The organism is Sulfitobacter sp. 1A10359 (genome assembly GCF_043558145.1).
Taxonomy (GTDB): domain Bacteria; phylum Pseudomonadota; class Alphaproteobacteria; order Rhodobacterales; family Rhodobacteraceae; genus Sulfitobacter; species Sulfitobacter faviae.
In genome coordinates, this window is record NZ_JBIFGB010000007.1 from 86,489 (window position 1) to 111,482 (window position 24,994).

Genomic DNA, 24,994 nt, shown 5'->3' on the forward strand with positions numbered 1-24,994 from the left:
TCAAGGCTGTTGTTTTCTGCGCGCCTGACATGGAGGGCCGAAAATGAGTCTGAGCGACATCCAAAACCGCATCTCGAAAGCCGAGGCCGAAGCTAGCCGCGCGGCAGGATCGGTCAAGCTGATCGCCGTCAGTAAGGTTCAGCCCGATGCGCGTGTGCGTGCGGTCTTGGAAGAGGGGCACCGCTCTTTCGGAGAGAACCGCGTGCAAGAGGCGGCGGCCAAATGGCCCGGTTTTCGCGAGGATTTTGACGGGATCGACCTGCACATCATCGGCCCATTGCAAAGCAACAAGGTCCGGCAGGCGGTGGAACTGGCCGAGGCGATCCACACGGTCGACCGCCCCAAACTGGCCAAGACCATCGCGCGGCTGGCGCAGGAGATTGGCCGCTGTCCCGACCTCTTTATTCAGGTGAATACGGGCGAGGAAGAGCAGAAGGCGGGCGTGATGCCCCGCGACGCGGATGCGTTCATCGCCGAGTGTCGCGCGCTTGACCTGCCGATCAAGGGGCTGATGTGCATTCCGCCGGTGGATGAGGCGCCGTCCCTGCATTTCGCCTTGCTGGCCAAGATCGCTGCGCGCAACGATCTGAGCGGCCTGTCGATGGGCATGAGCGGTGATTTTGAGCAGGCCATCGCACTTGGGGCGACCCATGTGCGCGTCGGCTCCGCCATCTTCGGCGAAAGGGTTAGCGGATAATCAGCCGCGTCGCCGGGCCCACGCACGCGGCGATTTCATGTAGGTCGTTCCGTGCAAAGGCGATGCACCCTTCGGTCGGATAGCCGGGCCGCCGCCACTGATGGATAAAGATCGCGGAGCCGCGCCCTGCCGCGGCGTCGGGCCAGTTCCAATCGGTCAGGATCACCAGATCATAAAGCGGATCGGCGCGGCGCAGGGCCTCATGACTATGGGGGTAGGGGGCGCGGACGCGATGGTTGTAGTCGGGCTGGCCGCTGGCATCTGACCACAGATCGCCCGGACCGATCGGCTGGGCCCAAGCGCTTGGCGCCGGGATGCGGTCGGGCCGGTAGAGCATCCCCACCAGACGATGCGCCCCGCGTGGCGTGGCGCCATCGCCCTCGCGTTTGTCATCGGTCAGCCCACCCTTGCCGATGCTACAGGCATAGCGCCGCCCCTGAAACCGCAGCCCCGTGGGCGTTAGAACCATGTCATTCGGGGTCATAGCAGATGCCCCGATTTCGCGGCTTTGGTGGCCAGATAGGCGCTGTTGTGGCGGTTCTCGCCCACGGCCAGCGGGACACGCTCGCTCACGGCGATGCCGCTTTGCTCCATCATGCCCACCTTGCGCGGGTTGTTGGTCAGCAGGCGCACGGCGGAGAACCCCATCGAGCGTAGGATGTCGGCGCCGAGGCGGAAGTCGCGTTCGTCATCCTCGAACCCCAGCCGGTGATTGGCTTCGACCGTGTCAAAGCCCTGATCCTGCAAGGAATAGGCGCGCATCTTATTGGCAAGACCGATGCCGCGGCCCTCTTGGTTGAGGTACAAAAGCACGCCATGCCCTTCGCCGCCCATCTGCGCCAGCGCGGCGCGTAGTTGTGGGCCGCAGTCGCATTTCAGGCTGCCCATCAGGTCACCGGTGAAACAGGCCGAATGCAGGCGGCAAAGCACCGGCGTGTCGCGGACAGGGCGGCCGATTTCGATGGCGTAATGCTCCTCGCCGCCATCCTCGGGGCGGAAGATATGCAGGCGCCCGGCCTCGGAAACCTCCATCGGCAGGCGCGCGTTCACCACCGGATGCAGCGCGCTGCGCTCGGCAAGGATCGGGGCGGCGGCGGTAAGGTCGATCAAGGTCAGCCCATGCATCCGTGCGAAATCCGCGCCCTGCGGCAGGTCAAGGACCAGTGCGGCGGGCAGCATCCGCGCGGCTTTCACCAGATCGAGTGCGGCGCGATGCGGCGCGGTATCACCACCTCGCGCGGTCTGAAGTGGCCCTTTCATCGGCGCGCGCAGGTCATCCGCCGGATCGGCGATGCTTTGCACCCAAGCCGGGGTGGCCCCCGCAGGCAGCAGCACGCGGGCAAGCTGGCCATCATAGGCCCGTGCCTTAAGCGTTTCGGCCCGCCGCGCCGTGATCGCCAGCACCGGCGCACCGCCCAAGGCCAGCACATCCGCAAGGCGCTGTGCGGTCAGCGTCTCTGCCGCCAGCACGAGGGCGGCCTGCGCCGCATCCGCCAGAATCACGGGCACGCCCATGCGCAGATCGGCCCGCGCACGCGCCAGTTGTTCGGTGATGTCCGGGGCGAAACTCATGGTTTGTTGCAACTCCGCAAAGGCTTCCCCGTCTATCTAGGTTATATCGCAAGGAATTGAAACATTTCACGCTTTGTTGACACGAGGCTGTGAGACAGTGGTCACATCCCTTGTCCGGGCCCCGCCCAAGGCGCATGTATAAGACAACAGACGGAGAGACAGATGGCCCAGCTTAAGAAAATCCTGCTTGTCGATGACGACGATGACCTGCGCGAAGCGCTGAGCGAGCAGTTGATCATGACCGAGGATTTCGACGTTTTCGAAGCGGCCAATGGCACCGAGGCGATGACCAAGGCGAAAGAGGCGCTTTACGATCTCATCATCCTCGACGTAGGCCTGCCCGATACCGATGGCCGCGAGCTGTGTCGCCTGATGCGCAAACAGGGGGTGAAAAGCCCAATCCTGATGCTGACGGGCCATGACACCGATGCCGACACGATCCTCGGCCTTGATGCCGGGGCGAATGACTATGTCACCAAACCGTTCAAATTTCCCGTCCTTCTGGCCCGCATCCGCGCGCAGCTGCGCCAGCATGAGCAATCCGAAGACGCGGTGTTCCAGCTGGGGCCCTATACGTTCAAACCCGCGATGAAGGTGCTTACCACGGAGGACGACCGCAAGGTGCGTCTGACCGAGAAAGAGACCAATATCCTCAAGTTCCTCTACCGCTCCAACGACGGTGTGGTGCCGCGCGATGTGCTGCTGCATGAGGTCTGGGGCTATAACGCGGGCGTCACGACCCATACGCTTGAAACCCATATCTACCGCCTGCGGCAGAAGATCGAGCCTGACCCCTCGAACGCCCGTTTGCTGGTGACGGAATCCGGTGGCTATCGCCTGATGGCATAAAAACCGGGAACCAATTCCGACCCCCGTGGTTGGAATACCTGAGAGGCGGGGTTTTCATGACCCGCACCTCGGTTTGAAGCCCGACTTTTGTACCCGGGTAAAGGTACATACCTCCCTGTTGGACTGGCCGGGCCTTTGCGCCCGGTCTTTTTTTGGGGAGGCGGGGAGATCGTCACTCCGGACCGAAATCAAGCCGTAGGCGATGGCCCTCACCGCAAGGAAGCCCCATTTCCGCATGGCACCCCCGCGCCGCCCGCGTTACTGTGCCGAACCACCCCCAGACCGGAGCCTCCCCCATGTCCTTTACCCTCGCCACTTGGAACATCAACTCCGTCCGCCTGCGCGAGCCTTTGGTGCTGAAACTGCTGGCCGAACACGGGCCAGATGTTCTGTGCCTGCAAGAATGCAAAAGCCCCGTGGACAAGATCCCGGTCGAGGCGTTCAAGGCGGCGGGCTACACCCATATGGTCGCGCGGGGGCAGAAGGGCTATAACGGGGTGGCGATCCTGTCGAAACTGCCGCTGGTGGATGCGGGTGATCAGGATTTCGCCATGCTGGGCCACGCCCGCCATGTGGCGGCCAAGCTTGAGAATGGCGCGACGATCCACAACTTCTACGTCCCCGCAGGCGGCGACAAACCCGACCGCGAGATCAATGAGAAGTTCGGCCAGAAGCTCGATTACCTCTCTGAGATGCGCGACTGGTTCCATGGCGACAAGCCCGAAAAGTCGATCCTTGTGGGGGACCTCAACATCGCCCCGCGTGAGGATGACGTTTGGGATCATAAGAAGCTGCTAAAGATCGTCAGCCACACCCCGGTCGAGGTCGAAGCGCTTGGTGCGGTGCAGGATGCGGGCAATTGGGTCGACATCACGCGGCAGGATGTGCCGGAGGGCAATCTCTATAGCTGGTGGTCCTACCGCGCCGCCGATTGGGATGCGGCCGACAAGGGCCGCAGGCTCGATCATATCTGGGCCACATCGGATATCGCGCAGGCCGGACACTCCAGCCACATCGTCCGCGATGCGCGCGGATGGGAGAAACCCAGTGACCACGCGCCGGTTTTTGCCAGTTTTGACCTTTGAATCGCGCCCCTGCACATCCATATAAGGCCAAACGCGATTAGCGAGGATAACGATATGACCGACCTGAACCTTTCCACCGCCGCCCCCGCGGATGCCGATCTGATCAAGGACACGACCGAGGCGACCTTCATGGCCGACGTCGTCGACGCCTCGCAAACGGTGCCGGTCATCGTTGATTTCTGGGCGCCGTGGTGCGGCCCTTGCAAGACGCTTGGCCCGATGCTGGAAGACGCCGTGCGCGCGGCCAAAGGCGCGGTGAAGATGGTGAAGGTCAACGTCGATCAGGCCCAGAACATCGCCGGTCAGTTGCAAATCCAATCAATCCCCACGGTCTATGCCTTCTACAAAGGCCAGCCGGTCGACGGTTTCCAAGGCGCGCTGCCGCAGTCCGAGATCAAAGCCTTCGTCGACCGTGTGGTAAAAGCGGGGGGCGGCGAAGCGCCCGGTGACACGCTGGCCGATGCCGTCGCCGCCGCCGAAGAGATGCTGGCCGAAGGGGCCGCCACCGACGCGGAGCAGACCTTTGCTGCGATTCTCGAAGAAGACCCGATGAACGCGCCCGCCTATGGCGGCATGGTTCGGTCTCACATTGCCATGGGCGCATTGGATCAGGCCGAAGCCCTGCTAAACGGCGCGCCGATCGAAATCTCCAAAGCCCCCGAACTCGAAGCCGCCCATGCCCAGTTGCAACTGGCCCATCAGGCTGCCGATGCCGGCCCCGTGGCCGAGTTGACCGAGAAGGTCGAGGCCAACCCCGACGACCATCAGGCGCGCTTCGATTTGGCCCAAGCGCTCTATGCCCATGACAATGCCGAGGCTGCCGTCGAGCACCTGCTAGAGCTTTTCCGCCGCGATCGGGAGTGGAACGAAGGCGCCGCCAAGACGCAACTTTTCACTATTTTCGAAGCACTTAAGCCCAATGATCCGGTGGTGCTGAATGGCCGTCGCAAACTGTCATCAATGATATTTGCCTGAGGCGTCGGTCGCGCTAAGTCCCTTGTCATGATCAAGCCAGCAGAACTGCCCAAGACTATTGCGATCTTTCCGTTGGCAGGGGCGCTGCTGCTGCCCCGCTCACGGCTGCCGCTGCATATCTTTGAGCCGCGCTATCTTCAGATGATCGAAGACGCGCTCAAGACTGACACGCGGTTGATCGGCATGGTCCAGCCCAACGAACTGCCCGGTCGCGACGGCCATGGGCTGCACCAGATCGGCTGCGCGGGCCGCATCACTCAGTTTTCCGAGACCGAGGATGGCCGTTATATGGTGACCCTTGGCGGCGTCTCGCGCTTTCGCGTGGTGGAGGAGATCGAGGGCTTTTCCCCCTATCGCCGCTGCGATGTGAATTGGTCGGGCTTTGACCGCGATCTGGGCGAGGATGAGGTCGACGATAGCTTTGACCGGGCGCGGTTTCTTGACCTTCTGGGGCGCTATTTCGATAGCCGCGGCCTCTCCGCCGATTGGGACACGTTGAAAGATGCCGAAGATGAGTTGCTGATCAACTCCCTGTCGATGATGCTGGAGTTCGAGGCCGAAGATAAACAGGCGCTGTTGGAGGCGCCTTCGCTGGAAACCCGGCGGGAGACGTTGGTGACATTGATCGAATTCGCGATGCGCGGCGGTCAGGAAGAGGGCTTGATGCAATGACGGATGCGACCGTTCAATTCGACCGCCGGATGCTGGAGGCATTGATCTGCCCGCGCACCCAGACGACGCTGACCTATGACGCGGAAAAGCAAGAGCTGGTGTCGAAAGCTGCCGGACTGGCCTATCCGATCCGTAACGGCATTCCCGTTATGCTGCCGGATGAGGCGCGGACCCTGTAACGGCCCGCAACCCGGTCAAAGGGGCTTGCCACGCATCAATCGAGGCAGGTCACCCGTCAGCCCCGCCGCTTCGCGGATGAAAGTGCGGCGTAGACCGGGCAGGGCGTTAATCGCGGCCATGCCCATGTCGCGGGCCAACCGCAAAAGCGCATTATCGTTCGAAAACAGTCGGTTGAAACTGTCGGTCGCCAGCGCGAGGCTGGCATTGTCGAACCGCCGCCATTCCTGATAGCGCGCCAGTACCGCGTCATTTCCGGGGTCTTCGCCCCGGCGAACCGCATCGGCAATCACCTCGGCCAAGGCGGCCACATCGCGCAGGCCCGCGTTCAGCCCCTGACCGGCGATGGGATGCACCCCATGGGCCGCGTCGCCCAAAAGCGCCACGCGCGGGGCGGTCATGGAATGGGCCAGCGACAAGCCCAGCGGATAGCTGTAGCGCGGGCCGGTCAGCGAAAGCTCCCCCAAAAAACTGCCAAAGCGCGGGCGCAGCACCTCAAGGTATTGCGCATCCGGCAGGGCGTTGATCGCCGCAGCATTGGCGCTGGCTTCGCTCCAGACAATGAGCGACCGGTTGCCGGTCAGCGGCAGGATCGCCAGCGGGCCGGGGGGCATGAAGAATTGATGCGCGATGCCGTGGTGCGGCTTTTCGTGATCCACCACGCAGACCAGCGCCGTCTGACCATAGGACCATGCGACACGCTTGATGCCCGCGCGCTCCGCCGTGCCGCTGCCGCGGCCATCGGCCCCCACCGCCAGTCTTGCGCGCAGGGTCTTGCCGCCCTCAAGCGTCAGAGTGATGCCGGTCGGCGCCACCGATTGCCCCGTAACGCGGGTGTCGTTCATCATCGTGATCGCCGGATCGGCGGCCGCCGCTTGCAGCAGCGCGCGGCGCAGATGGCGGTCTTCGACCATCTGGCCCATCGGGCCTTCTTCGATCTCGGCATGATCGAAATGCATGAACATGGGCGAGGGGCCGGTTCCGGCACGCCCATCAGTGACCTTGATCTCAAGCATTGGCTGGGCGTCATCCGCGATGTCGGGCCAGATGCCGATGCCTTCCAACAACCTGACCGAGGTCAGCGCCAGCGCATAGGCGCGCCCATCAAAGGCGGCGTTCTCAAAGGTCTGTGCGGGCTGGGCGTCAATCACCGCCACGCGCAATCCCGCGCGGCTAAGGGCCAAGGCAAGGGCGGGGCCGTTCAGCCCCCCGCCGATGATCGCGATATCGTGGTCAAAATCCATGGCCCTAGATATGACCTGCGCGCGGGGATTGTCCATGCGCCGAACGGTCGCTAGGTTCGCCAAGAACAGCGGTAAGGGGCATGACATGCAAGAATGGTTGGAAATGACGGCGGCGGATTTGGGGCGCGGGATCGCGGCGGGCGATATCGACCCGGTGGCGCTTTGCGATGCCTATCTCGATGCCATCGACGCACATCCGATGCGCGACCGTATCTATGCCCGCGCCACCCCTGACCGCGCCCGCGCCGAAGCCGCCGCCGCGGCTGAGCGGGCCCGCGACGGTCAGCGCCTATCGCCGCTCGACGGGGTGCCGATCTCTTGGAAAGACCTCTTCGATACCGCCGGAACGGGCACCGAGGCGGGCTCTAAGCTGCTGGAAGGCCGGGTGCCAGAGCGTGACGCCGAAGTGCTCGCCAGCGCGACGGCCTTGGGGCTGGTCTGCTTGGGCAAGACGCATATGAGTGAATTGGCCTTCTCGGGTCTTGGCCACAACCCCAGCACCGCCACACCGCCCTGCGTCAACGAGCCGGACAGCGTCTCGGGCGGGTCGTCCTCAGGCGCGGCGGCCTCGGTCGCCTTTGGCTTGGCGGCGGCGGCGATCGGGTCCGACACCGGCGGGTCGGTGCGCATCCCGGCGGCGTGGAACGATCTGGTGGGGCTCAAGACCACCGCGGGCCGTGTCTCCCTTGCCGGGACCGTGCCGCTCGCGGCGAAGTTCGACACGGTTGGCCCGCTTTGCCGTTCGGTCGAAGATGCGGCGCTGCTGCTTGCCGCCTTGGAGGGGGCCAAGCCTGTCGATCTGCAAGAGAGCGAATTGGAGGGCTGCCGTTTTGCGGTGCTGACCAATGTTGTCATGGATGAGCTTTCCGATGAGCCCAAAGCCGCTTTTGACGCGGCGGTAGCGCGGTTGCGCGAGGCCGGTGCCACGGTTGACGAGATCGCCGTGCCCGAAGTCGAAGAGGCGATGCCGCTGAGTTCCTGTCTCTACACCACCGAAGCCTATGGGCTATGGCGCGATGTGATCGAAGCCGACCCGGAAGCGATGTTCAGCGAAATTCTTGAGCGTTTCCGGTTGGGTAAGGGGTTCTCCGGCCCCGATTACGTTGCCGCTTGGGCCAAGCTCGATCTGACGCGGGCCGGCTATGACCGGGCCGTGGCAGGCTATGACGCCGTGCTGGTGCCCACAGCGCCCATGCTGCCGCCGAACATCGAACGGCTGAACAGTGACCACGACTATTACCTCGCGCAGAATCTCCTATCCTTGCGCAACACGCGAGTCGCGAATCTCATGGGGCTTTGCGCGCTTACCTTGCCGACCGATACGCCCTCTTGCGGCATTTCTCTGATGTGCGCGCCGGGGGCCGAAGAACAGCTTTTGCGCCTTGGTGCAGCGGCTGAAGCGGCCCTGCGCGAGGCCTAAGAGCGCACGACCGAAAAGCCACAAGGGCGGCAAAACTCCCCGGTTTTTCTGGACGGGAGAGGCGCCCTTGGGTACCTTGGGGCAAACGGGGCGCGAATGATCCCGATCCGAGGCAGTTTTGATGATGTATACCGAGCGGTTTTCGAACCTTCCGGCCCACGTGTGGCCGCGCCTGCGCGCATTGCTTGACGGGCATGAGGGCGGCGGCACGCCGATCCATATGACCATCGGCGAGCCGAAACATGCGTTTCCGGCTTGGGTGACCGATGAGATCACGAAACACGCCGCAGGGTTCAACAAATACCCGCCGAACGACGGTTCGCCCGAATTGCGCGCGGCCATCGCCGCATGGATCGCGCGGCGCTACGGGGTCGAGATGGACCCCGACAGCGAGGTGATGGCCCTGAACGGTACGCGCGAGGGGCTCTATAACGCCGTCATCGCGCTTTGCCCGCCCACCAAGAATGGGGAGAAATCGGCCATCCTGATGCCGAACCCCTTCTACCAAGTCTATATGATCGGCGCGATTTCCGGTGAGGCGGACCCGATCATGGTGCCCGCGACCGCAGAGACCGGGCATTTGCCAGATTTCGCCAGCCTGCCTGAAGAGGTGCTGCGCCGGACTACGGCGGCCTATCTCTGCTCCCCCGCCAATCCGCAGGGCGTTGTCGCCTCGCGCGATTACTGGGCCGATCTGATCGCGCTGGCCGAGAAGTATGATTTCCTGATCTTCGCCGATGAATGCTATTCCGAGATCTACCGCGACACGCCGCCCACCGGCGCGCTGGAAGTGGTCAAGGAACTGGGCACCGACCGCAACCGCGTGGTGATCTTTCACTCGCTGTCGAAACGCTCAAACCTGCCGGGGCTGCGGTCGGGCTTTGCCGCCAGCGGGGCCGAGACGATGCGCCAGATCAAACAGTTGCGCAACTACGCGGGCGCGCCGCTGCCGCTGCCCCTGCAGCAGGCCGCCGCCGCCGTTTGGGCGGATGAGGCGCATGTGGAAGAGAACCGCGCGCTCTACCAAGAGAAATACGCCATCGCCGACCGCATCTTTGGCAATGTGCCGGGCTATGTGAGCCCCGAGGCGGGGTTCTTCCTCTGGCTTCCGGTCGAGGATGACGAGGCCGCGGCGCTGAAACTCTGGCGCGAGACCGGCGTGCGGGTGCTGCCCGGCAGCTATCTGGCGCAGAACGTCGCCGGGGGGAACCCCGGGCAGAATTACATTCGGGTCGCCTTGGTGGCCCCAAAAGACGAAACGACGCGCGGATTGGAAGCGATCCGCGACTGTCTGTATTCGGCATAAGCGAGGGACGACATGGCATATCAGACACGGGGACGCGATCCATTGCTAGACAGCAACATGGCCGAGGCAATCGAAAAGCGCGGTCGTGAACTGCTGGGGCTGGCGCTGATCATGCTGGGCATCATGGCCGCCATGATGATCGGCAGCTACACGCCCGACGATCCCAACTGGATGGTTTCGACCGATGCGCCGGTGCAGAACTGGATGGGCCGGATCGGTGCCTCTATCGCCGCGCCGCTGTTCATGATCGTCGGTTGGGGCGCTTGGGGCATCGCCATCGTCCTGCTGTTCTGGGGCGGACGCTTCGCGTTGCATCAGGGCGATGACCGCGCGCTTGGGCGGCTGATCTTTGCCCCCATCGCCGTCGCACTTGGCGCGATCTACGCCGCGACACTGGCCCCCGGTCAGGAATGGCTGCTGACCCATAGCTTCGGTCTGGGCGGGCTTTTCGGCGATACCGTCATGGGCGCGCTGCTGACGATCCTGCCCATCGGTTCGACCCTGACGGTCAAGCTGATGTCGCTTTTGATGGGGGTCGCTATCCTTGCGTTGGGCGCCTTCGTCTTGGGCTTTACCAAGGCCGAGTTGTTCCGCATTGCGCGGTTCCTGCTGGTCGGTCTGATCATGGCCTATGCCGGGCTGATGACCCTTCTGGGCCGCGGGGCCAATGGGGCCGTCGTGGCCGCGCAGAACCTCTCGGCCCGTCAGGCCGAACGTCGTGAGCGCCGCCGTCAGGAAGCCGAAGACGCCGAAGCCTGGGCCGCGCAGGAAGCCGAGCAGAGCTATGCCGCGCAGCACGCCCCGGTGCCCGAGCCGGAAGCCGAACCGCGCAGCCTGTTCGGTCGGATGCCCGGGCTGATCAAACGGCCCGAACCCGAAGACGACATGCCCGAGCCGGAACTGATCGAGACCTACAGCGACGCCATCGTGGATGAGACACCGGGCGAAGAGCGCATCAAAAGCAAGATCGCCGATGTCATCAAGAACCGCGTGCGCCATGCCAATGCGATCCACACGCCGACAACCGCGCCCTTGACCAAGGGCCGGGGCCGTGGCCCGGATCCGCTGGTGCTGAACACCAGCCCCGCCGCCCAGCCCGCCGGGCTGCGTGCCGAACCGCCCCTGACCGCCGAACCGGCCACCCTGCGCCCCGAGCCGCTGCTGCGCAGGCCGCAGGCCCAGCCCGCGCCCGCCCCGACGCCTGAGCCGATGGTTCAGGAACCGGCAGCGCAGGCGCCGATGGCCGCGCCCTACGAAGACACCGTGGCGTCTGAGACCCTGCCGTTGCAGCAGGCGCCCGCGCCTGAGGCGATGAAGATCCCCGTGGCGGAACCGCGCAAAGTGGTGCAGCAGCCCGCCCGCAAACCCGTCCAGCCCTCGAAACAGGCGCAGGTCGAAGCGCAGCCCACCCTGACCTTCGACGACACGCACCCCGGTTTCGAACTGCCGCCACTGAGCCTTCTCGAAAGCCCCGAGAGCGTGCAGCGCCTGCACCTGAGCGACGAGGCGTTGGAGGAGAACGCGCGGATGCTGGAAACCGTGCTCGACGACTACGGCGTGAAGGGTGAGATTGTCGCGGTGCGCCCCGGCCCCGTCGTCACCATGTACGAACTCGAACCCGCGCCCGGTCTCAAGGCCAGCCGCGTGATCGGTCTTGCGGATGACATCGCGCGCTCCATGGCCGCGCTTTCAGCGCGTGTTTCCACCGTGCCGGGCCGCTCGGTGATCGGCATCGAACTGCCCAACGAGAACCGCGAGAAGGTGATCCTGCGCGAGATCCTCTCAAGCCGCGACTTCGGCGACGGCAACCATCGCCTGCCGCTGGCGCTCGGCAAGGACATCGGCGGCGACCCGGTTGTGGCCAACCTCGCCAAGATGCCGCACCTGCTGATTGCGGGGACCACAGGCTCGGGTAAGTCCGTGGCGATCAACACGATGATCCTGTCGCTGCTCTACAAGCTGACGCCGGAAGAATGCCGGATGATCATGATCGACCCCAAGATGCTGGAACTGTCGGTCTATGACGGCATCCCGCATCTGCTGAGCCCGGTCGTCACCGACCCCAAGAAGGCCGTCGTGGCGCTGAAATGGGTCGTGGGCGAGATGGAAGAACGCTATCGCAAGATGTCCAAAATGGGCGTGCGCAACATCGAAGGCTACAACGGCCGCGTCCGCGAGGCGCTGGCCAAAGGCGAGATGTTCTCGCGCACCGTGCAGACCGGTTTCGACGAAGACACCGGCGAGCCGATCTTTGAGACCGAGGAAAACACCCCCGAGGCGCTGCCCTATATCGTCGTCATCGTCGACGAGATGGCCGACCTGATGATGGTCGCAGGCAAGGAGATCGAAGCCTGCATCCAGCGTCTGGCACAGATGGCGCGGGCCTCCGGCATCCACCTGATCATGGCCACACAGCGCCCTTCGGTCGATGTGATCACCGGCACGATCAAGGCGAACTTCCCCACGCGGATTTCCTTCCAAGTGACATCGAAAATCGACAGCCGCACCATCTTGGGCGAGATGGGGGCCGAGCAGCTTCTGGGCATGGGCGACATGCTGTATATGGCGGGCGGGGCCAAGATCACCCGCTGCCACGGCCCCTTCGTCAGCGACGAAGAGGTCGAAGAGATCGTCAACCACCTCAAGCAATTCGGCGAGCCGGATTATGTCTCGGGCGTGGTCGAAGGGCCGTCCGAGGATAAGGAAAGCAACATCGACGCGGTGCTGGGCCTTGGCGGCAATACCGATAGTGAAGACGCGCTTTATGACACCGCCGTGCAGGTGGTGATCAAAGACCGCAAATGCTCCACCTCCTACATCCAGCGCAAACTGGCGATCGGCTATAACAAAGCCGCACGACTGGTCGAGCAGATGGAGGAAGAGGGGCTGGTCTCTCCGGCGAACCACGTCGGCAAGCGTGAGATTCTGGTGCCGGAACAGGCATAGGGCTACCTCCCCCTCCCCTGTCGGGGGGGGGGGGCGATCATGCAAAGCACCGTCGGGCCAATCTCCCGGCGGTGTTTTTTTATGGGGCAGGGCGGGCGATAGCGAAAAACCGCGCCCTGATATCGAATATCACGCCCGCCCGCCCTATGTCAGAACGTGAGGCAACACAGGACGAACAACATGCGTAAACTAACTTCTGCGATTCTGGCGGTTGGACTGGCCGTATCGGCCCCCCTCGCGGCGGCGGCGCAGCAACTGTCGCTGAATGAGATTTCGGGCTATCTGAACCAGCTTCGCACCGCCGAGGGCGACTTTACCCAGATCAACGATGACGGGTCGATCAGCACGGGCACGATCTATATCAAACGCCCCGGCAAGGTACGTTTCGAATATAATGCGCCCGATTCTGGGCTGGTCGTCGCGGGTGCGAATACGGTCGTGATCTACGACAAGAAGTCGAACCAACCGGCGGAGACCTATCCGTTAGCGCGGACCCCGCTTTCGATCATCTTGGCCGACAACGTCAATCTAGGCCGCGCCAAGATGGTGACAGGCCACAGCTATGACGGCACCGCCACCACGGTCACGGCCCAAGATCCCGCCAACCCGCAATATGGCAACATTCAGATGAAGTTCACCGGCAACCCGGTGCAGCTGCGTCAGTGGATCATCAACGATGGCAACGGCAGCGCCACGACGGTCGTGCTGGGTGACATGCAGGTGGGGGGCAATATCTCTAACAGCCTGTTCGACACCGCGGGCGCACGGGCAGGCGGCAGACGCTAAGCGCCCTGTTGAAACAAAAAACGCCCCGGCTGATCAGGCCGGGGCGGTTTGCATTGGAGTGGGCGGGTTTACCAGCGGCCCAGACGGCAACCGGCGATCTGCCGTTGATAGAGTTTGGCGCGGGAATCGACCTTACCCGCGACCCCGACCAGCCACGCCTTGCTATTATAGCTCTTGCGGGCAAAACCGGTGTGGCCCTCGTGATAGGCGAGGTATTGGTTGCGGGCGTCATGCAGGGAGACGCCGTTCCGCTCACGCGTCAGGTTCATGTACCAGCCCATGAAATCGCTCGCGTCGCGAATCCGGTCGCGTTTGGCGCGCCAGCGGCCCTCGGATTCCAGATACTCATCCCATGTCGCGTCCAAAGCCTGCGAATAGCCAAAGGCGCTGGATTGGCGGCCCATCGGAATCACGCCCAGCACATATTTGAACGGCGTCCGGGCATCCGCCACGAATTTGCTCTCTTGGTGGATCGTGGCCATCTGAACGTGGATGGGCACACCCCATTTCCGCTCGGTCGCGCGGAATGCGCGCAGGTAGTCGGGGTGATCTTTCAGGATCGTGCAGGCGTTATCCAGATCACGCGGGGCCGTTTGAGGCCCGCCGCCGCAGGATGCCACCAGCAGTACGATCATCATTGCGCAAAAATGCTTGGTCATCTGCCTCTCGCCTCTCGTTTTTTATTAGGGTCGTTTTTTCGAAGGAGTTTAACCGATTCACCCCCTCCATCACATCACTAAATTGGGAAAATGCTCGGTTTGCTGGGCGGTATTGCGCTGACCATGCGGCCCCGCGCAGGCGGTATTTCGCGGAAATGCAGCAAAGCGGTTGATCCCCAGCTATGATGCCGCCGGAAACCCACTGTCGGCGCGGCGTTCACAGTCTGTTTCCCCGCGCAGAGCCGCTGTGATTGGACAAAAGCCCCTTGAAAGGGCTACCGTCGAGGGGTAGGGGCAGCATGTTATGATACGAACACGCGCAAAATATCACCTCGGGCAGATTGTCCGTCACAAGAAGCATCCCTTTCGGGGCGTGATTTTTGACGTCGATCCGGAATTCGCCAACACCGAAGAATGGTATGAGGCGATCCCCGAAGAGAACCGTCCGGTGAAAGACCAGCCGTTCTATCATCTCTTGGCCGAGAATGATCAGAGCTACTATGTGGCCTATGTCTCCGAGCAGAACCTCGTGGCTGATTATTCGGGGGAGCCTGTGGACCACCCCGATATCCCCGATCTGTTCGGCCCCTTCACCGACGGTGCCTATCCGCTGCATTTCCAGATGAACTAAGCCCGGCGGGCCTTCGCCAGCCCAAGCGTTTCATCAATAGCCCAAGGCGCAGCCGTCCTTGCGCGGATCGCTCGCGCCTTCCAGCACGCCATCTTCGCGGATGCGGATCGCCTGCGCCCCGCCGATCGCCGTTTCGGGCACTTCGACTCTATGGCCCAGATCGCTCAAGGCTTGGCGCACATCGTCGCCAAAGCCGCGCTCGACCTTCATCACCTGCCCATCGGCAAAGGCGCGCGGTGCGTCGATGGCGCTTTGCACATCCATGCCGAAATCGGTGAGGTTCGAGGCAAAGCGCGCATGGCCGCAGGGCTGATAGGCCCCGCCCATCACGCCAAAGGGCATGGTCACCCGGCCATTCTCGCGGATCATGCCGGGGATGATCGTATGCATCGGGCGTTTGCCGCCTTTCAGCTCATTCGGGTGGCCTTCCTCCAATGTGAAACCCGCGCCACGGTTTTGCAGCAGGATGCCGAACTTGTCCGAGGCGATGCCAGAGCCGAAGCCGTGGAAGATCGAATAGATGAGCGAGACCGACATGCCGTCGCCGTCGACCACGGTGATATAGATCGTGTCTTTATGCACCGCCTCGCTGATCGGGGCGGCGGCGGCCATGGCGCGTTTGGGGTCGATCAGGGCCGCAAGGGCGCGGGCGGTTTCGGGGGCGAGCATATGCTCCAGCCGCGCGGTGTGGTCCGGGTCGGCCAAAAAGCGGTTGCGCGCGTCATAGGCCAGTTTGGTGGCCTCAGCTTCGATATGCAGGCGCTCGGCCCCCAATGGGTCCATCCCGGCGATGTCGAAGTGATCGAGGATATTCATCAGCAGCAGGGCTGTCGCCCCTTGGCCATTGGGCGGATGTTCGACCACTTCGAGGTCTTTGTACTGGCCTGACACGGGCGTCGTGACCTCGGCGCGGGCCTGGGCGAAATCCGCGGCGCTGTGGCTGCCGCCTGCGGCTTGCAGGCTGGCGATCATGTCCTCGGCGATCTCTCCGGTGTAGAAGGCATCGCGGCCCTGCACGGCCACGCGGCGCAGCACTTCGGCCTGTCCCGGCGCGCGGAAGATGTCGCCGGTGCGGGGCGTTTTGCCGTTGATGAGGAAGTGATCCCGCGCGCGTCCCTGAAGGGTGCCGCCGTCGGTGGCCCAGTCAAAGGCCACGCGCGGGGCGACGGGCACCCCCGCCTCGGCATAGTGGATCGCGGGGGCGAGCAGGGCGTCCAACCCCAATTTGCCGGCGCTTTCCGAGAGGTGGCAGAAGGCGTCGATGGCCGTGGGGATGGTCACGGCATCCGCCGAGCGGAGCGGCACCGTCTGCTCGCCCTTGTCCCGCAGTTTCGCGGCATCCAGCGCCGCTGGCGCGCGGCCGGACCCGTTAAGGGCATGGACCTCCTCGCTCCCCGCCGGGGAGTAGAGCACGAAACAGTCGCCGCCGATCCCGGTCATCTGCGGCTCGCAAATGCCTAGCAAGACCGCCCCGGCGATGGCCGCGTCCATCGCGTTGCCGCCTCGCGCAAGGATATCGACCGCCGCCCGCGCGGCTAGCGGATGCGATGTGGCGCAGATGCCGTTGGTGGCCAAGACCGGTGACCGGCCGGGAAGGTGAAAATCGCGCATGTGCTGCCCCTCGCTGAATTACGTCAGCGTGACCCTAGACGGAGATCTCGGTTCTGCCAATGCGGGGGAAAGTTCCTCGGCACCGCGTACTGGGTGGGGGCTATTAAACACGGCACCGAGGGAAGCCATATGCAGCTACAGCACCGTTTATGACCGGCAACCAAGGCGCAATTGTGATCCCAGCGGGGCCGTTTTGCGAAATATGCGGGACGCCCTGCCGCAGGTGTTAACGCGGCGGTAACCCGACCGGGAGCCGCAGGTCGATCCGGTTCTCTTGGGCCAAGCGGCGATAGGTCAGGTCTTTCGCCAGATCGCGGATCAGGAACCAGCCAAAGCCGCCTTCGGGCAGGTCGCAAACCGGGCGGTCGATCTCTTGCGGCAGGCCCAAGGGCACTTGCAGATCGGGCATCGGCAGCCCTTCGTCCGACACGGCAAGGTGCAGGCCGTCGGGCGCGTGATGGCAGGCGATATGGATGGGGCCGGGGGGGTGCGGGTCGGGGTAGGCGTGTTCGACGATATTGTTGAGCATTTCGGCGACAACCAAACGCACCACGCAGACCTCCTCGGCCCCGAGCGAAAGGCAGCTAAGCGCGTCCAGCAAAAGCGTAAGCGCCTCCCGCGCGGCCTGCGGGCCGCTGTGAACGGTGATCTCGAACGGGCAGAGCGCGGACCGCGCGGCGGAGAGCCGCATCGCGCTATCCCCGATACGCTGTAAGGGCGGCGTCCAGCGTGTGAAAAATGCCGAAAACCGTACCCATACGGGTCAGGGTAAAGACCTTTTCCACCGCCGGGGTCAGCCCGGCCAGCACCAGCGCGCGCTTTGGCGCGAGATGTTTCATAACCGCGATGATCGCGCCCAGCCCGCTGGAATCGATGAAATTCACCCGGTGCAGATCAAGGATCACCACCGGCGGCGCATGGGCCGTGGCGCGGCGCATGGCATCCTTGAACTCCAACGCGGCGGCGGCATCGATGCGGTCGTGCAGCACGCTGACGAGGCAAAAGCGGTCTTCTGTTTTCGCGGAAACTTCCATAAACATGCCTCAAGACTTGAAGTTCGAGACGTGATTAGCCGTAAAACCTTACCATCCGGTATGCGGTGCAACTCTAGGAGAACGTGATGCGCAATGTCGTGATAACCGGTGCAGCCAGAACCCCGATGGGCGGTTTCCAAGGGGCCTTCGAGGGGCTGACCGCCGCCGAATTGGGCGGCAGCGCGATCAAGGCGGCCCTGGGCAAGACGGATCCTGCCGAGGTGCAAGAGGTTCTAATGGGCTGCGTGTTGCCCGCGGGGCAAGGCCAAGCGCCCGCGCGTCAGGCCGGGTTCAAGGCCGGTCTGGGCGAAGAGGTGCCGGCCACCACGCTCAACAAGATGTGCGGCTCGGGCATGAAGGCGGCGATGATGGCCTTTGACCAGATCGCGCTTGGCCAGACCGATGTGATGGTCGCGGGCGGCATGGAAAGCATGACCAACGCGCCTTATGTGCTGCCGAAAATGCGCGGCGGCGCGCGGCTGGGGCACGGTCAGGTGATCGACCACATGTTCCTCGATGGTTTGGAAGATGCCTATGACAAAGGCCGCCTGATGGGCACCTTTGCCGAGGATTGCGCCGAGCGTTTCCAGTTCACCCGTGAAACCCAAGACGACTATGCGCTGGCGTCGCTATCGCGCGCCATCGAGGCGCAGGAGGGCGGCGCCTTTGAAGATGAGATCGCCCCGGTCGAGGTGAGGTCGCGCCGCGGCAGCACCACGGTCAGCGCTGACGAACAGCCCGCAAGTGCCCGGCCCGAGAAGATCCCCCAGCTAAAACCCGCCTTCCGCGAGGGCGGTACGGTGACGGCGGCGAATTCCTCGTCGATCTCCGATGGGGCGGCGGCTTTGGTTTTGGCGGATGAGGACAGCGCCAATGCCAAAGGGCTGCACATCCGTGCACGGATCGTGGGCCACGCCAGCCATGCCCAAGCGCCGGGGCTTTTCACAACAGCACCCGTGCCCGCCGCGCAAAAGCTGCTGGAGCGGATCGGCTGGAAGAAAGAGGATGTCGATCTGTGGGAGGTCAACGAGGCCTTCGCCGTTGTGCCGCTGGCTTTCATGCATGAAATGGACCTCTCGCATGATATCGTGAACGTCAACGGCGGCGCCTGCGCGCTTGGCCACCCAATCGGTGCCTCGGGCGCGCGGATCATGGTGACCCTGTTGAACGCGCTAGAAAAACGCGGGCTGAAACGTGGTGTCGCGGCGATCTGCATCGGCGGTGGCGAAGGCACCGCCATCGCCATTGAGCGCCCCTGATCCTACGGGCCGACTAGAGTATTTATGGGGGAGGCGGTTAGCCTCCCTTTTCCCGTCTGCAATATGAGTATCCCCATGACCGTCGACTACCAAACCCTCGCCAAGACCATCGCCGCCCTGACCGAGGGCGAAGACGATGCCGTGGCCCTGATGGCCACCATCGCCTGCGAAGTGCATCACGCGGATGACCGCTTTGACTGGACCGGCTTTTACCGGGTGACCGCGCCCGAATTGCTGAAGATCGGCCCCTATCAAGGCGGGCACGGCTGTCTGGTCATCCCCTTTTCGCGCGGGGTCTGCGGGGCCGCGGCGCGCACGGGCGAGGTGCAATTGGTCGAGGATGTCGATGCCTTTCCGGGCCATATCGCCTGCGCCTCCTCGACACGTTCGGAATTGGTGCTGCCGGTCTGGAACGGCGCGGGGGAGTTGCTGGGCGTTTTCGACATCGACAGCGACCAGCCAAACGCTTTCACCCAAGCCGATGCCGATGCGCTGAGCGCGATCCTCAAGGATAGTTTCGCCGCCGTCGCCTGACGGCCACGCCCCCGCTTGATCCGCGGGGCTGCATCTGCGAGGGGGAGCCATGGATAGCGAATATAACCCGCCGCAGGACCCGCTGGTCATTCTGCATGAAGATGCCGAAGTTCTGCTGGTCGACAAACCGTCAGGGCTGCTCAGCGTGCCGGGGAAGGGCGAACATCTGGCCGATTGCCTGATCACGCGGGTGCAGGCGGTCTTTCCCCAAGCGCTGCTGGTGCACCGGTTGGATCGTGACACTTCGGGCGTGATGATCTTTGCCCTGACGCCCCATGCGCAGCGTCACCTTGGGTTGCAGTTCGAAAAGCGCATGACCCGCAAGACCTATGTCGCGCGGGTCTGGGGGGTGCCAGCGGAGAAATCCGGCAGTGTCGATCTGCCGCTGATCGTCGATTGGCCCAACCGCCCCCGGCAGATGGTCTGCCATCAGACCGGCAAACCTGCGCAGACCGACTGGAAGATGGTCAAGAACGATGGGGAGACTGCGCGCCTTCGGCTTTTCCCCAAGACCGGGCGCAGCCATCAGCTACGCGTGCATATGCTGGCGCTTGGGCATCCGATTTTGGGCGACCCTTTCTATGCCACGGGGGCCGCGCGGGATTTTCCGCGGTTGATGCTGCATAGCGAGGAATTGCGGTTCAACCATCCGCAGGGTGGCGCATCGACGAAGGTGCGGGCCAAGGCGCCTTTCTGAGCTGCGCTCCCTGCCCGGCCTTGCGCCGTGAGGTGGGGGCGGGATTGGTATTTAAGAAAGGATGAAGGGGAAGGGGCCGTGGCGCTGCGGTGAAGTTGGGCTTTGTGGCGATCGGGGGGTGAAACCGGCGGGGTTTGCGATTACCTCTGACCTATCTGTTCACAGATTGACCCGGAGGATATCATGGGCTTGCGTATCAACGACACTATTCCCGATCTTACAGTCGAAACCGATCAGGGCAGTTTTTCCCTGCATGACTTCGTCGGTGACAACTGGGCGATCCTGTTCTCGCATCCGAAGGATTTCACCCCGGTTTGCACCACCGAGTTCGGCGCCGTGGCGCGGCTTTCCGAGGAATGGGAAAAGCGCGGCACCAAGGTGATCGGCGTCAGTGTTGACGGTGTTGAAGAGCATAAGAAGTGGAAGGGCGATATCGAGAAGGTTGCAGGCGCCGAGGCCGGTTTCCCGATCATCGCGGATGCGGGGCTGGAGGTGTCGAAAGCCTTTGATATGCTGCCTGCGGAGGCCTATCTGCCCGATGGCCGTACGCCCAATGACAGTGCCACGGTGCGGTCGGTTTTCATCATCGGGCCGGATAAGCAGTTGAAGCTGAGCATGACCTATCCGATGAACGTGGGCCGGAACTTTGCAGAGGTTCTGCGGGCTTTGGACGGGTTGCAGACGGCGGCGAAGAACGCTGTGGCGACGCCTGCGGATTGGCAGGTGGGTGAGGATGTGATCATCCCCGCGACGGTGTCGGATGAGGACGCCAAGGCGAAGTTCGGGGCGTTTGAGACGGTGTTGCCCTATTTGCGCAAAGCCAAATTGAAGGCCTAAGGGGCGCGGGGAGGTTTATGCCCCCGCGCCCAGCATTCTCATATCGAGATAGGGCTGATAGATGTCGACAAGACCGCTGAATAGCCGAGCGGTCTTGTCGGGGTCGATTTCATCCAAGCTCTGCATGCAGCCAAAGTCGTAACCTTCGGCCAGCAGTTGGCTGAGCATTGTATCGACATGGCGCCCGGGTTTTGCATAGGCCACACGGGGCGGTTCGTAGGCTGTTACTGTCGTGAGATGATTGTGTAGTGAGATCGGCCAATGCTGTTCGCGCACACGGAAGCGCGGACGGACCTGTTTGGCAAACTCCTCAGGGTTCTCTTCGTAATAGCGCGCAAGCGTCGTGGTTCGCATCGGGTGGGGCCAATGCTCTTGGTGAATGAATGTGCGTTGGTTTCTTACGGCGAGAGCGCCGTTCTCCTGAGCTGTGCGGAAGGAGGCGCGACCCCAGTGATTTGGACGGAGCTTGCGCAACAGGTCGTGCTTTAGCCAGTCGATACCGCCCGTGGATCGCATACTGAGGATTCGCCCCCGGACTTTTGGATGCCCATCCTCGTCGAAAAAGTAGGACGGAGGCAGGCTCGATTTGACAAACATATCGTCGTTAAAATAGATATGCCGGTCCGCCAGCCCCGGAATGCGCCAAAGCGCGGCTTCGATTGTCAGGCTGTTAAAGGTGGGCAGAGCCTCCGGATGGTCACCCAGAATATCACGGTGATCGACAATCCGGATTTTGTCCGCCGAGCAATGCCCAGACGTTGCGAAATTATCGATGAACGGCGGTCGCTGGCCGTCGGTCACGATCCAGATGGTGCGAATGAACGGCAAGAACTTGAGGATCGAGGCCACGCAGACGTAAATCTCGCCTTGGCTGTCGAAGCGTGTAGCGGCCTGCGATGTCTTGTGCCGGACGCCGTCTTCGGCCGCATAACGGCGGCGTTTTTCCGCGTGGGCGGGGTCGTTCCCATCGACCCAGGCGATGACGGCATCAATTGGTGAAAGCGTTTTCTCGGTCATGCGCGCTAGATAGCTTCATCAGACGGCGGCGCAAGTCGATAAAGTCTCCGTAGCGCGGGAGGCACGTCATGCGGACCGGAGCAATGTGATCAGCATGCTTGCGGGATGGCTAGGTTCGAGAGGTTGAACCTTCATGCTACGAAAATGGCCCCCGCGCGGCTGCGCAGGGGCCTTCGTTAGTCAGGTCGCGGTCGGGGTTTAGCCCTCTGCCGCTTCTTTCTTCTCGGCAGTGATCTCTTCGCCGGTCTCCTGATCGACGACTTTCATCGACAGGCGCACCTTGCCGCGATCGTCGAAGCCCAGAAGCTTGACTTTCACTTCCTGACCTTCCTTCAGAACGTCCGAAGGGTGGTTCAGGCGGCGGTTTTCGATCTGGGAGACGTGGACCAGACCGTCGCGCTTGCCGAAGAAGTTCACGAAGGCGCCGAAATCGACGATTTTCACGACGGTGCCGGTGTAGATGGCACCCTCTTCGGGCTCGGCCACGATCGAATAGATCATGTCATAGGCTTTCTTGATCGCTTCGCCGTTGGGGCTGGCGATCTTGATGGTGCCTTCGTCGTTGATGTCGACCTTGGCGCCGGAAACCTCGACGATCTCGCGGATCACCTTGCCGCCGGAGCCGATCACTTCACGAATCTTGTCGGTCGGGATCTGCATGGTCTCGATACGCGGGGCGTGAACGGAGAAGTCCGCGGCGCCGGAGATCGCCTTGTTCATCTCGCCGAGGATGTGGATGCGGCCTTCTTTGGCTTGTGCCAGGGCTTTCTCCATGATCTCGGGCGTGATGCCTGCGACCTTGATGTCCATCTGCAGCGAGGTGATGCCGGCTTCGGTGCCCGCGACCTTGAAGTCCATGTCGCCAAGGTGGTCTTCGTCACCCAGGATGTCCGACAGGATCGCGTAGGAGCCGTCATCTTCGAGGATCAGACCCATGGCCACACCGGCCACGGCCGATTTCAGCGGCACGCCCGCGTCCATCATAGACAGGGAGCCACCGCAGACCGATGCCATCGACGAGGAGCCGTTGGATTCGGTGATCTCGGAGACCAGACGGATGGTGTAGGGGAAGTCGGTCGCCGCGGGCAGAACCGCCTGCAGGGCGCGCCATGCAAGCTTGCCGTGGCCGACTTCGCGGCGTCCGGGAGGGCCCACGCGACCCACTTCGCCGACCGAGTAGGGCGGGAAGTTATAGTGCAGCAGGAAGTTCGATTTGAAGTTGCCGTGCAGCGCGTCGATGAACTGCTCATCGTCGCCGGTGCCGAGCGTGGCCACCACGAGGCCCTGCGTCTCACCACGCGTGAAGAGCGCCGAACCGTGGGTCCGCGGCAGGATGCCGGTTTCGGCCACGATGTCGCGGATCTCGTCGGTGCGACGACCGTCGATACGCTTGCCGGTTTTCACCACGTCGCCGCGCAGGATGCTGGCCTCAAGGCCCTTCATCGCGGAGCTGAGGTTCTTGTCCTCAAGCTGCTCTTCGGTGAGCTTGCTCTTGATGGTTTCGCGGGCGGCAGCAACGGCGGCGGTGCGCTCTTGCTTGTCCACGATCGCGAAAGCGGCACGCATTTCGTCTTCGCCAGCGGCTTTCACGGCAGCCGACAGATCGGAATAGTCTTCGGGCTGGAAGTCGAAGGGCTCCTTCGCGGCTTCCTCGGCCAGATCGATGATCAGGTCGATGACCGGCTGGATCTGCTCATGGGCGAATTTAACGGCGCCCAGCATTTCCTCTTCCGACAGCTCATAGGCTTCGGATTCGACCATCATCACCGCGTCCTTGGTGCCCGCGACCACGAGGTCGAGGCGCTGGTCGGGGTTGGTGCGCAGGTCTTGCATGTCGTCGATGGTGGGGTTCAGCACATAGTCGCCACCCTCATAGCCCACACGGCAGCCCGCGATCGGACCCATGAAGGGCGCGCCCGAGAGTGTCAGCGCGGCGGAGGCAGCGATCATGGCGACCATGTCGGGGTCGTTGACCAGATCGTGGCTCAGCACGGTGCACATCACCAGAACTTCGTTTTTGAAACCGGGGACGAAGAGCGGGCGGATCGGACGGTCGATCAGACGCGCGGTCAGGGTTTCCTTCTCGGTGGGGCGGGCCTCACGCTTGAAGAAGCCACCCGGTACTTTACCGGCGGCATAGTATTTCTCTTGGTAGTGCACGGTCAGGGGGAAGAAATCCTGCCCGGGCTTTTGCTGACGTGCATACGTCACGTTGGCCATGACGCTGGTCTCACCCAGCGTGGCAATCACCGACCCGTCCGCCTGACGGGCAACCTTACCGGTTTCCAGTGTCAGCGTCTCTTCGCCCCACTGGATCGATTTTTTCGTTACATTAAACATCTACGTTTCCTTTTTGGCCCATTGGCCATTGCATAGGGGCCGTATTGCCCCTGACTCCGGTATCTTCTTTTTCAGGCGCTGGAGTCCGGGCGCCGGATTTCAGATTGCGCGGGCATACATGTTTTCATGGCAAATGGGAAGTGTTCTGTCGCCTCGGGGCCATAAGCGGCGGGTTCTCTCCGCCGCAGCGCGCTGCGGTCTGCGCGCAACAAAAAACCTCCCGGCGGGGGCCGGGAGGTTTTGGTCGTCCTGTCACCGGAACTTCCGGCGGCTTGCGCGCGATTAGCGGCGCAGGCCGAGGCGTTTGATCAGGTCCTGATAGCGGGACTCGTCTTTGGCCTTAACGTAATCCAGCAGCTTGCGGCGCGTCGCGACCATTTTCAAAAGACCACGGCGGCCGTGGTTGTCTTTCTTGTGGGTCTTGAAGTGCTCGGTCAGCGTGGTGATGCGCGAGGTCAGAATGGCAACCTGAACTTCGGGCGAACCGGTGTCGCCTTCTTTGGTGCCGAATTCTTTCATGACTTTTGCTTTTTCTTCAGCAGTGATCGACATCGGGGTCTCCTTTCGAAAAGAGTTAAAATGGATGGCGCAGGCCGGGATGTCGTCCAGCGCAGGCCCATGGAGATATCACCCGCTGACGGAATCA

General features: G+C 62.9%; 25 protein-coding genes. 15 read left to right on the forward strand and 10 right to left on the reverse strand.

The genetic code is table 11. The features are described from left to right. The first annotated feature begins 43 nt into the window (after positions 1 to 43). Entirely contained in the window at positions 44 to 697 is a 654-nt protein-coding gene (locus tag ACGYK2_RS14665) for a YggS family pyridoxal phosphate-dependent enzyme (protein ID WP_271688839.1), read from the forward strand. Here the strand turns inward: ACGYK2_RS14665 and ACGYK2_RS14670 are convergent. Continuing rightward, positions 687 to 1,181 (reverse strand): L,D-transpeptidase, encoded by a 495-nt coding sequence (locus ACGYK2_RS14670; protein WP_271688840.1) that lies wholly within the window; start codon positions 1,179 to 1,181, stop codon positions 687 to 689. The two genes, ACGYK2_RS14665 and ACGYK2_RS14670, sit on opposite strands and share 11 nt — an antisense overlap. Beyond that, positions 1,178 to 2,269 carry a GTP cyclohydrolase II gene (gene ribA, locus ACGYK2_RS14675; protein ID WP_271688841.1) on the reverse strand — a complete coding sequence of 364 codons (1,092 nt, stop codon included), beginning with the start codon at positions 2,267 to 2,269 and terminating at the stop codon, positions 1,178 to 1,180. Before ribA ends, ACGYK2_RS14670 begins: the two co-directional genes overlap by 4 nt. Before the next feature lie 162 nt (positions 2,270 to 2,431). Between ribA and ACGYK2_RS14680 the strand changes: the two genes are divergently transcribed. The 5 genes from ACGYK2_RS14680 to ACGYK2_RS14700 all read left to right on the forward strand — a co-directional run bounded on the left by ACGYK2_RS14680 (position 2,432) and on the right by ACGYK2_RS14700 (position 6,029). Then, entirely contained in the window at positions 2,432 to 3,118 is a 687-nt protein-coding gene (locus ACGYK2_RS14680; protein ID WP_067261731.1) for a response regulator transcription factor, read from the forward strand. Between the two features lie 296 nt (positions 3,119 to 3,414). After that, positions 3,415 to 4,203 (forward strand): exodeoxyribonuclease III, encoded by a 789-nt coding sequence (locus ACGYK2_RS14685; RefSeq protein ID WP_271688842.1) that lies wholly within the window; start codon positions 3,415 to 3,417, stop codon positions 4,201 to 4,203. A gap of 54 nt (positions 4,204 to 4,257) precedes the next feature. Beyond that, entirely contained in the window at positions 4,258 to 5,178 is a 921-nt protein-coding gene (gene trxA / locus ACGYK2_RS14690; RefSeq protein ID WP_271688843.1) for a thioredoxin, read from the forward strand. A gap of 27 nt (positions 5,179 to 5,205) precedes the next feature. After that, positions 5,206 to 5,850, forward strand: a complete 645-nt coding sequence (locus ACGYK2_RS14695) for an LON peptidase substrate-binding domain-containing protein (protein ID WP_067261736.1) — start codon at positions 5,206 to 5,208, stop codon at positions 5,848 to 5,850. Next, complete coding sequence (locus ACGYK2_RS14700) at positions 5,847 to 6,029, forward strand: Trm112 family protein (RefSeq protein WP_067624385.1); 183 nt, start codon at positions 5,847 to 5,849, stop codon at positions 6,027 to 6,029. The genes ACGYK2_RS14695 and ACGYK2_RS14700 overlap by 4 nt, the downstream gene beginning before the upstream one ends. A 15-nt stretch (positions 6,030 to 6,044) precedes the next feature. On the opposite strand, the gene ACGYK2_RS14705 is transcribed toward ACGYK2_RS14700, so the two are convergent. Further along, positions 6,045 to 7,271 carry an FAD-dependent oxidoreductase gene (locus tag ACGYK2_RS14705; RefSeq protein WP_276154392.1) on the reverse strand — a complete coding sequence of 409 codons (1,227 nt, stop codon included), beginning with the start codon at positions 7,269 to 7,271 and terminating at the stop codon, positions 6,045 to 6,047. A gap of 85 nt (positions 7,272 to 7,356) precedes the next feature. On the opposite strand from ACGYK2_RS14705, the gene ACGYK2_RS14710 reads away from it, so the two are divergent. The 4 genes from ACGYK2_RS14710 to ACGYK2_RS14725 all read left to right on the forward strand — a co-directional run bounded on the left by ACGYK2_RS14710 (position 7,357) and on the right by ACGYK2_RS14725 (position 13,729). Next, positions 7,357 to 8,691: an amidase gene (locus ACGYK2_RS14710; protein ID WP_271688845.1), complete on the forward strand. Its 1,335-nt coding sequence runs from the start codon at positions 7,357 to 7,359 to the stop codon at positions 8,689 to 8,691. 121 nt (positions 8,692 to 8,812) lie between these two features. Beyond that, a complete protein-coding gene (locus tag ACGYK2_RS14715) occupies positions 8,813 to 9,997 on the forward strand; it encodes an aminotransferase class I/II-fold pyridoxal phosphate-dependent enzyme (RefSeq protein ID WP_271688846.1) in 1,185 nt (394 codons plus the stop codon). 12 nt (positions 9,998 to 10,009) lie between these two features. Beyond that, positions 10,010 to 12,943 carry a DNA translocase FtsK gene (locus tag ACGYK2_RS14720; protein ID WP_271688847.1) on the forward strand — a complete coding sequence of 978 codons (2,934 nt, stop codon included), beginning with the start codon at positions 10,010 to 10,012 and terminating at the stop codon, positions 12,941 to 12,943. 180 nt (positions 12,944 to 13,123) lie between these two features. Beyond that, positions 13,124 to 13,729 carry an outer membrane lipoprotein carrier protein LolA gene (locus tag ACGYK2_RS14725; protein WP_067261746.1) on the forward strand — a complete coding sequence of 202 codons (606 nt, stop codon included), beginning with the start codon at positions 13,124 to 13,126 and terminating at the stop codon, positions 13,727 to 13,729. 68 nt (positions 13,730 to 13,797) lie between these two features. Here ACGYK2_RS14725 and ACGYK2_RS14730 read toward each other — a convergent pair whose 3' ends face one another. After that, complete coding sequence (locus ACGYK2_RS14730) at positions 13,798 to 14,388, reverse strand: lytic transglycosylase (protein ID WP_271688848.1); 591 nt, start codon at positions 14,386 to 14,388, stop codon at positions 13,798 to 13,800. A 304-nt stretch (positions 14,389 to 14,692) separates the two neighbouring features. Between ACGYK2_RS14730 and hspQ the strand changes: the two genes are divergently transcribed. Beyond that, positions 14,693 to 15,019 carry a heat shock protein HspQ gene (hspQ, locus tag ACGYK2_RS14735; protein ID WP_067261750.1) on the forward strand — a complete coding sequence of 109 codons (327 nt, stop codon included), beginning with the start codon at positions 14,693 to 14,695 and terminating at the stop codon, positions 15,017 to 15,019. Positions 15,020 to 15,052: 33 nt separating this feature from the next. On the opposite strand, the gene ACGYK2_RS14740 is transcribed toward hspQ, so the two are convergent. The 3 genes from ACGYK2_RS14740 to ACGYK2_RS14750 form a co-directional block, all read right to left on the reverse strand. Next, the gene (locus ACGYK2_RS14740; protein ID WP_271688849.1) at positions 15,053 to 16,630 is read right to left on the reverse strand and encodes a gamma-glutamyltransferase family protein; all 1,578 of its coding nucleotides are present in this window, start codon (positions 16,628 to 16,630) and stop codon (positions 15,053 to 15,055) included. 226 nt (positions 16,631 to 16,856) lie between these two features. Further along, positions 16,857 to 17,321: an ATP-binding protein gene (locus tag ACGYK2_RS14745; protein ID WP_271688850.1), complete on the reverse strand. Its 465-nt coding sequence runs from the start codon at positions 17,319 to 17,321 to the stop codon at positions 16,857 to 16,859. 4 nt (positions 17,322 to 17,325) lie between these two features. Then, entirely contained in the window at positions 17,326 to 17,664 is a 339-nt protein-coding gene (locus tag ACGYK2_RS14750) for an STAS domain-containing protein (RefSeq protein ID WP_271688851.1), read from the reverse strand. A gap of 86 nt (positions 17,665 to 17,750) precedes the next feature. On the opposite strand from ACGYK2_RS14750, the gene ACGYK2_RS14755 reads away from it, so the two are divergent. From ACGYK2_RS14755 to ACGYK2_RS14770, 4 genes are all read left to right on the forward strand, one after another. Continuing rightward, positions 17,751 to 18,923 carry an acetyl-CoA C-acyltransferase gene (locus tag ACGYK2_RS14755; protein ID WP_271688852.1) on the forward strand — a complete coding sequence of 391 codons (1,173 nt, stop codon included), beginning with the start codon at positions 17,751 to 17,753 and terminating at the stop codon, positions 18,921 to 18,923. A 75-nt stretch (positions 18,924 to 18,998) separates the two neighbouring features. Continuing rightward, the gene (locus ACGYK2_RS14760) at positions 18,999 to 19,457 is read left to right on the forward strand and encodes a GAF domain-containing protein (protein WP_209218454.1); all 459 of its coding nucleotides are present in this window, start codon (positions 18,999 to 19,001) and stop codon (positions 19,455 to 19,457) included. Positions 19,458 to 19,506: 49 nt separating this feature from the next. Further along, positions 19,507 to 20,154 carry a pseudouridine synthase gene (locus ACGYK2_RS14765; protein WP_271688854.1) on the forward strand — a complete coding sequence of 216 codons (648 nt, stop codon included), beginning with the start codon at positions 19,507 to 19,509 and terminating at the stop codon, positions 20,152 to 20,154. A gap of 183 nt (positions 20,155 to 20,337) precedes the next feature. Next, on the forward strand, positions 20,338 to 20,991 hold the full coding sequence (locus ACGYK2_RS14770) for a peroxiredoxin (protein ID WP_271688855.1): 654 nt from the start codon (positions 20,338 to 20,340) through the stop codon (positions 20,989 to 20,991). Between the two features lie 15 nt (positions 20,992 to 21,006). Here ACGYK2_RS14770 and ACGYK2_RS14775 read toward each other — a convergent pair whose 3' ends face one another. The 3 genes from ACGYK2_RS14775 to rpsO form a co-directional block, all read right to left on the reverse strand. Beyond that, a complete protein-coding gene (locus ACGYK2_RS14775) occupies positions 21,007 to 22,008 on the reverse strand; it encodes a stealth family protein (RefSeq protein WP_271688856.1) in 1,002 nt (333 codons plus the stop codon). Between the two features lie 198 nt (positions 22,009 to 22,206). Further along, a complete protein-coding gene (gene pnp / locus ACGYK2_RS14780; RefSeq protein ID WP_394374326.1) occupies positions 22,207 to 24,348 on the reverse strand; it encodes a polyribonucleotide nucleotidyltransferase in 2,142 nt (713 codons plus the stop codon). Positions 24,349 to 24,630: 282 nt separating this feature from the next. Beyond that, positions 24,631 to 24,900 carry a 30S ribosomal protein S15 gene (gene rpsO / locus ACGYK2_RS14785; RefSeq protein ID WP_067266742.1) on the reverse strand — a complete coding sequence of 90 codons (270 nt, stop codon included), beginning with the start codon at positions 24,898 to 24,900 and terminating at the stop codon, positions 24,631 to 24,633. Between the last annotated feature and the right edge of the window lie 94 nt (positions 24,901 to 24,994).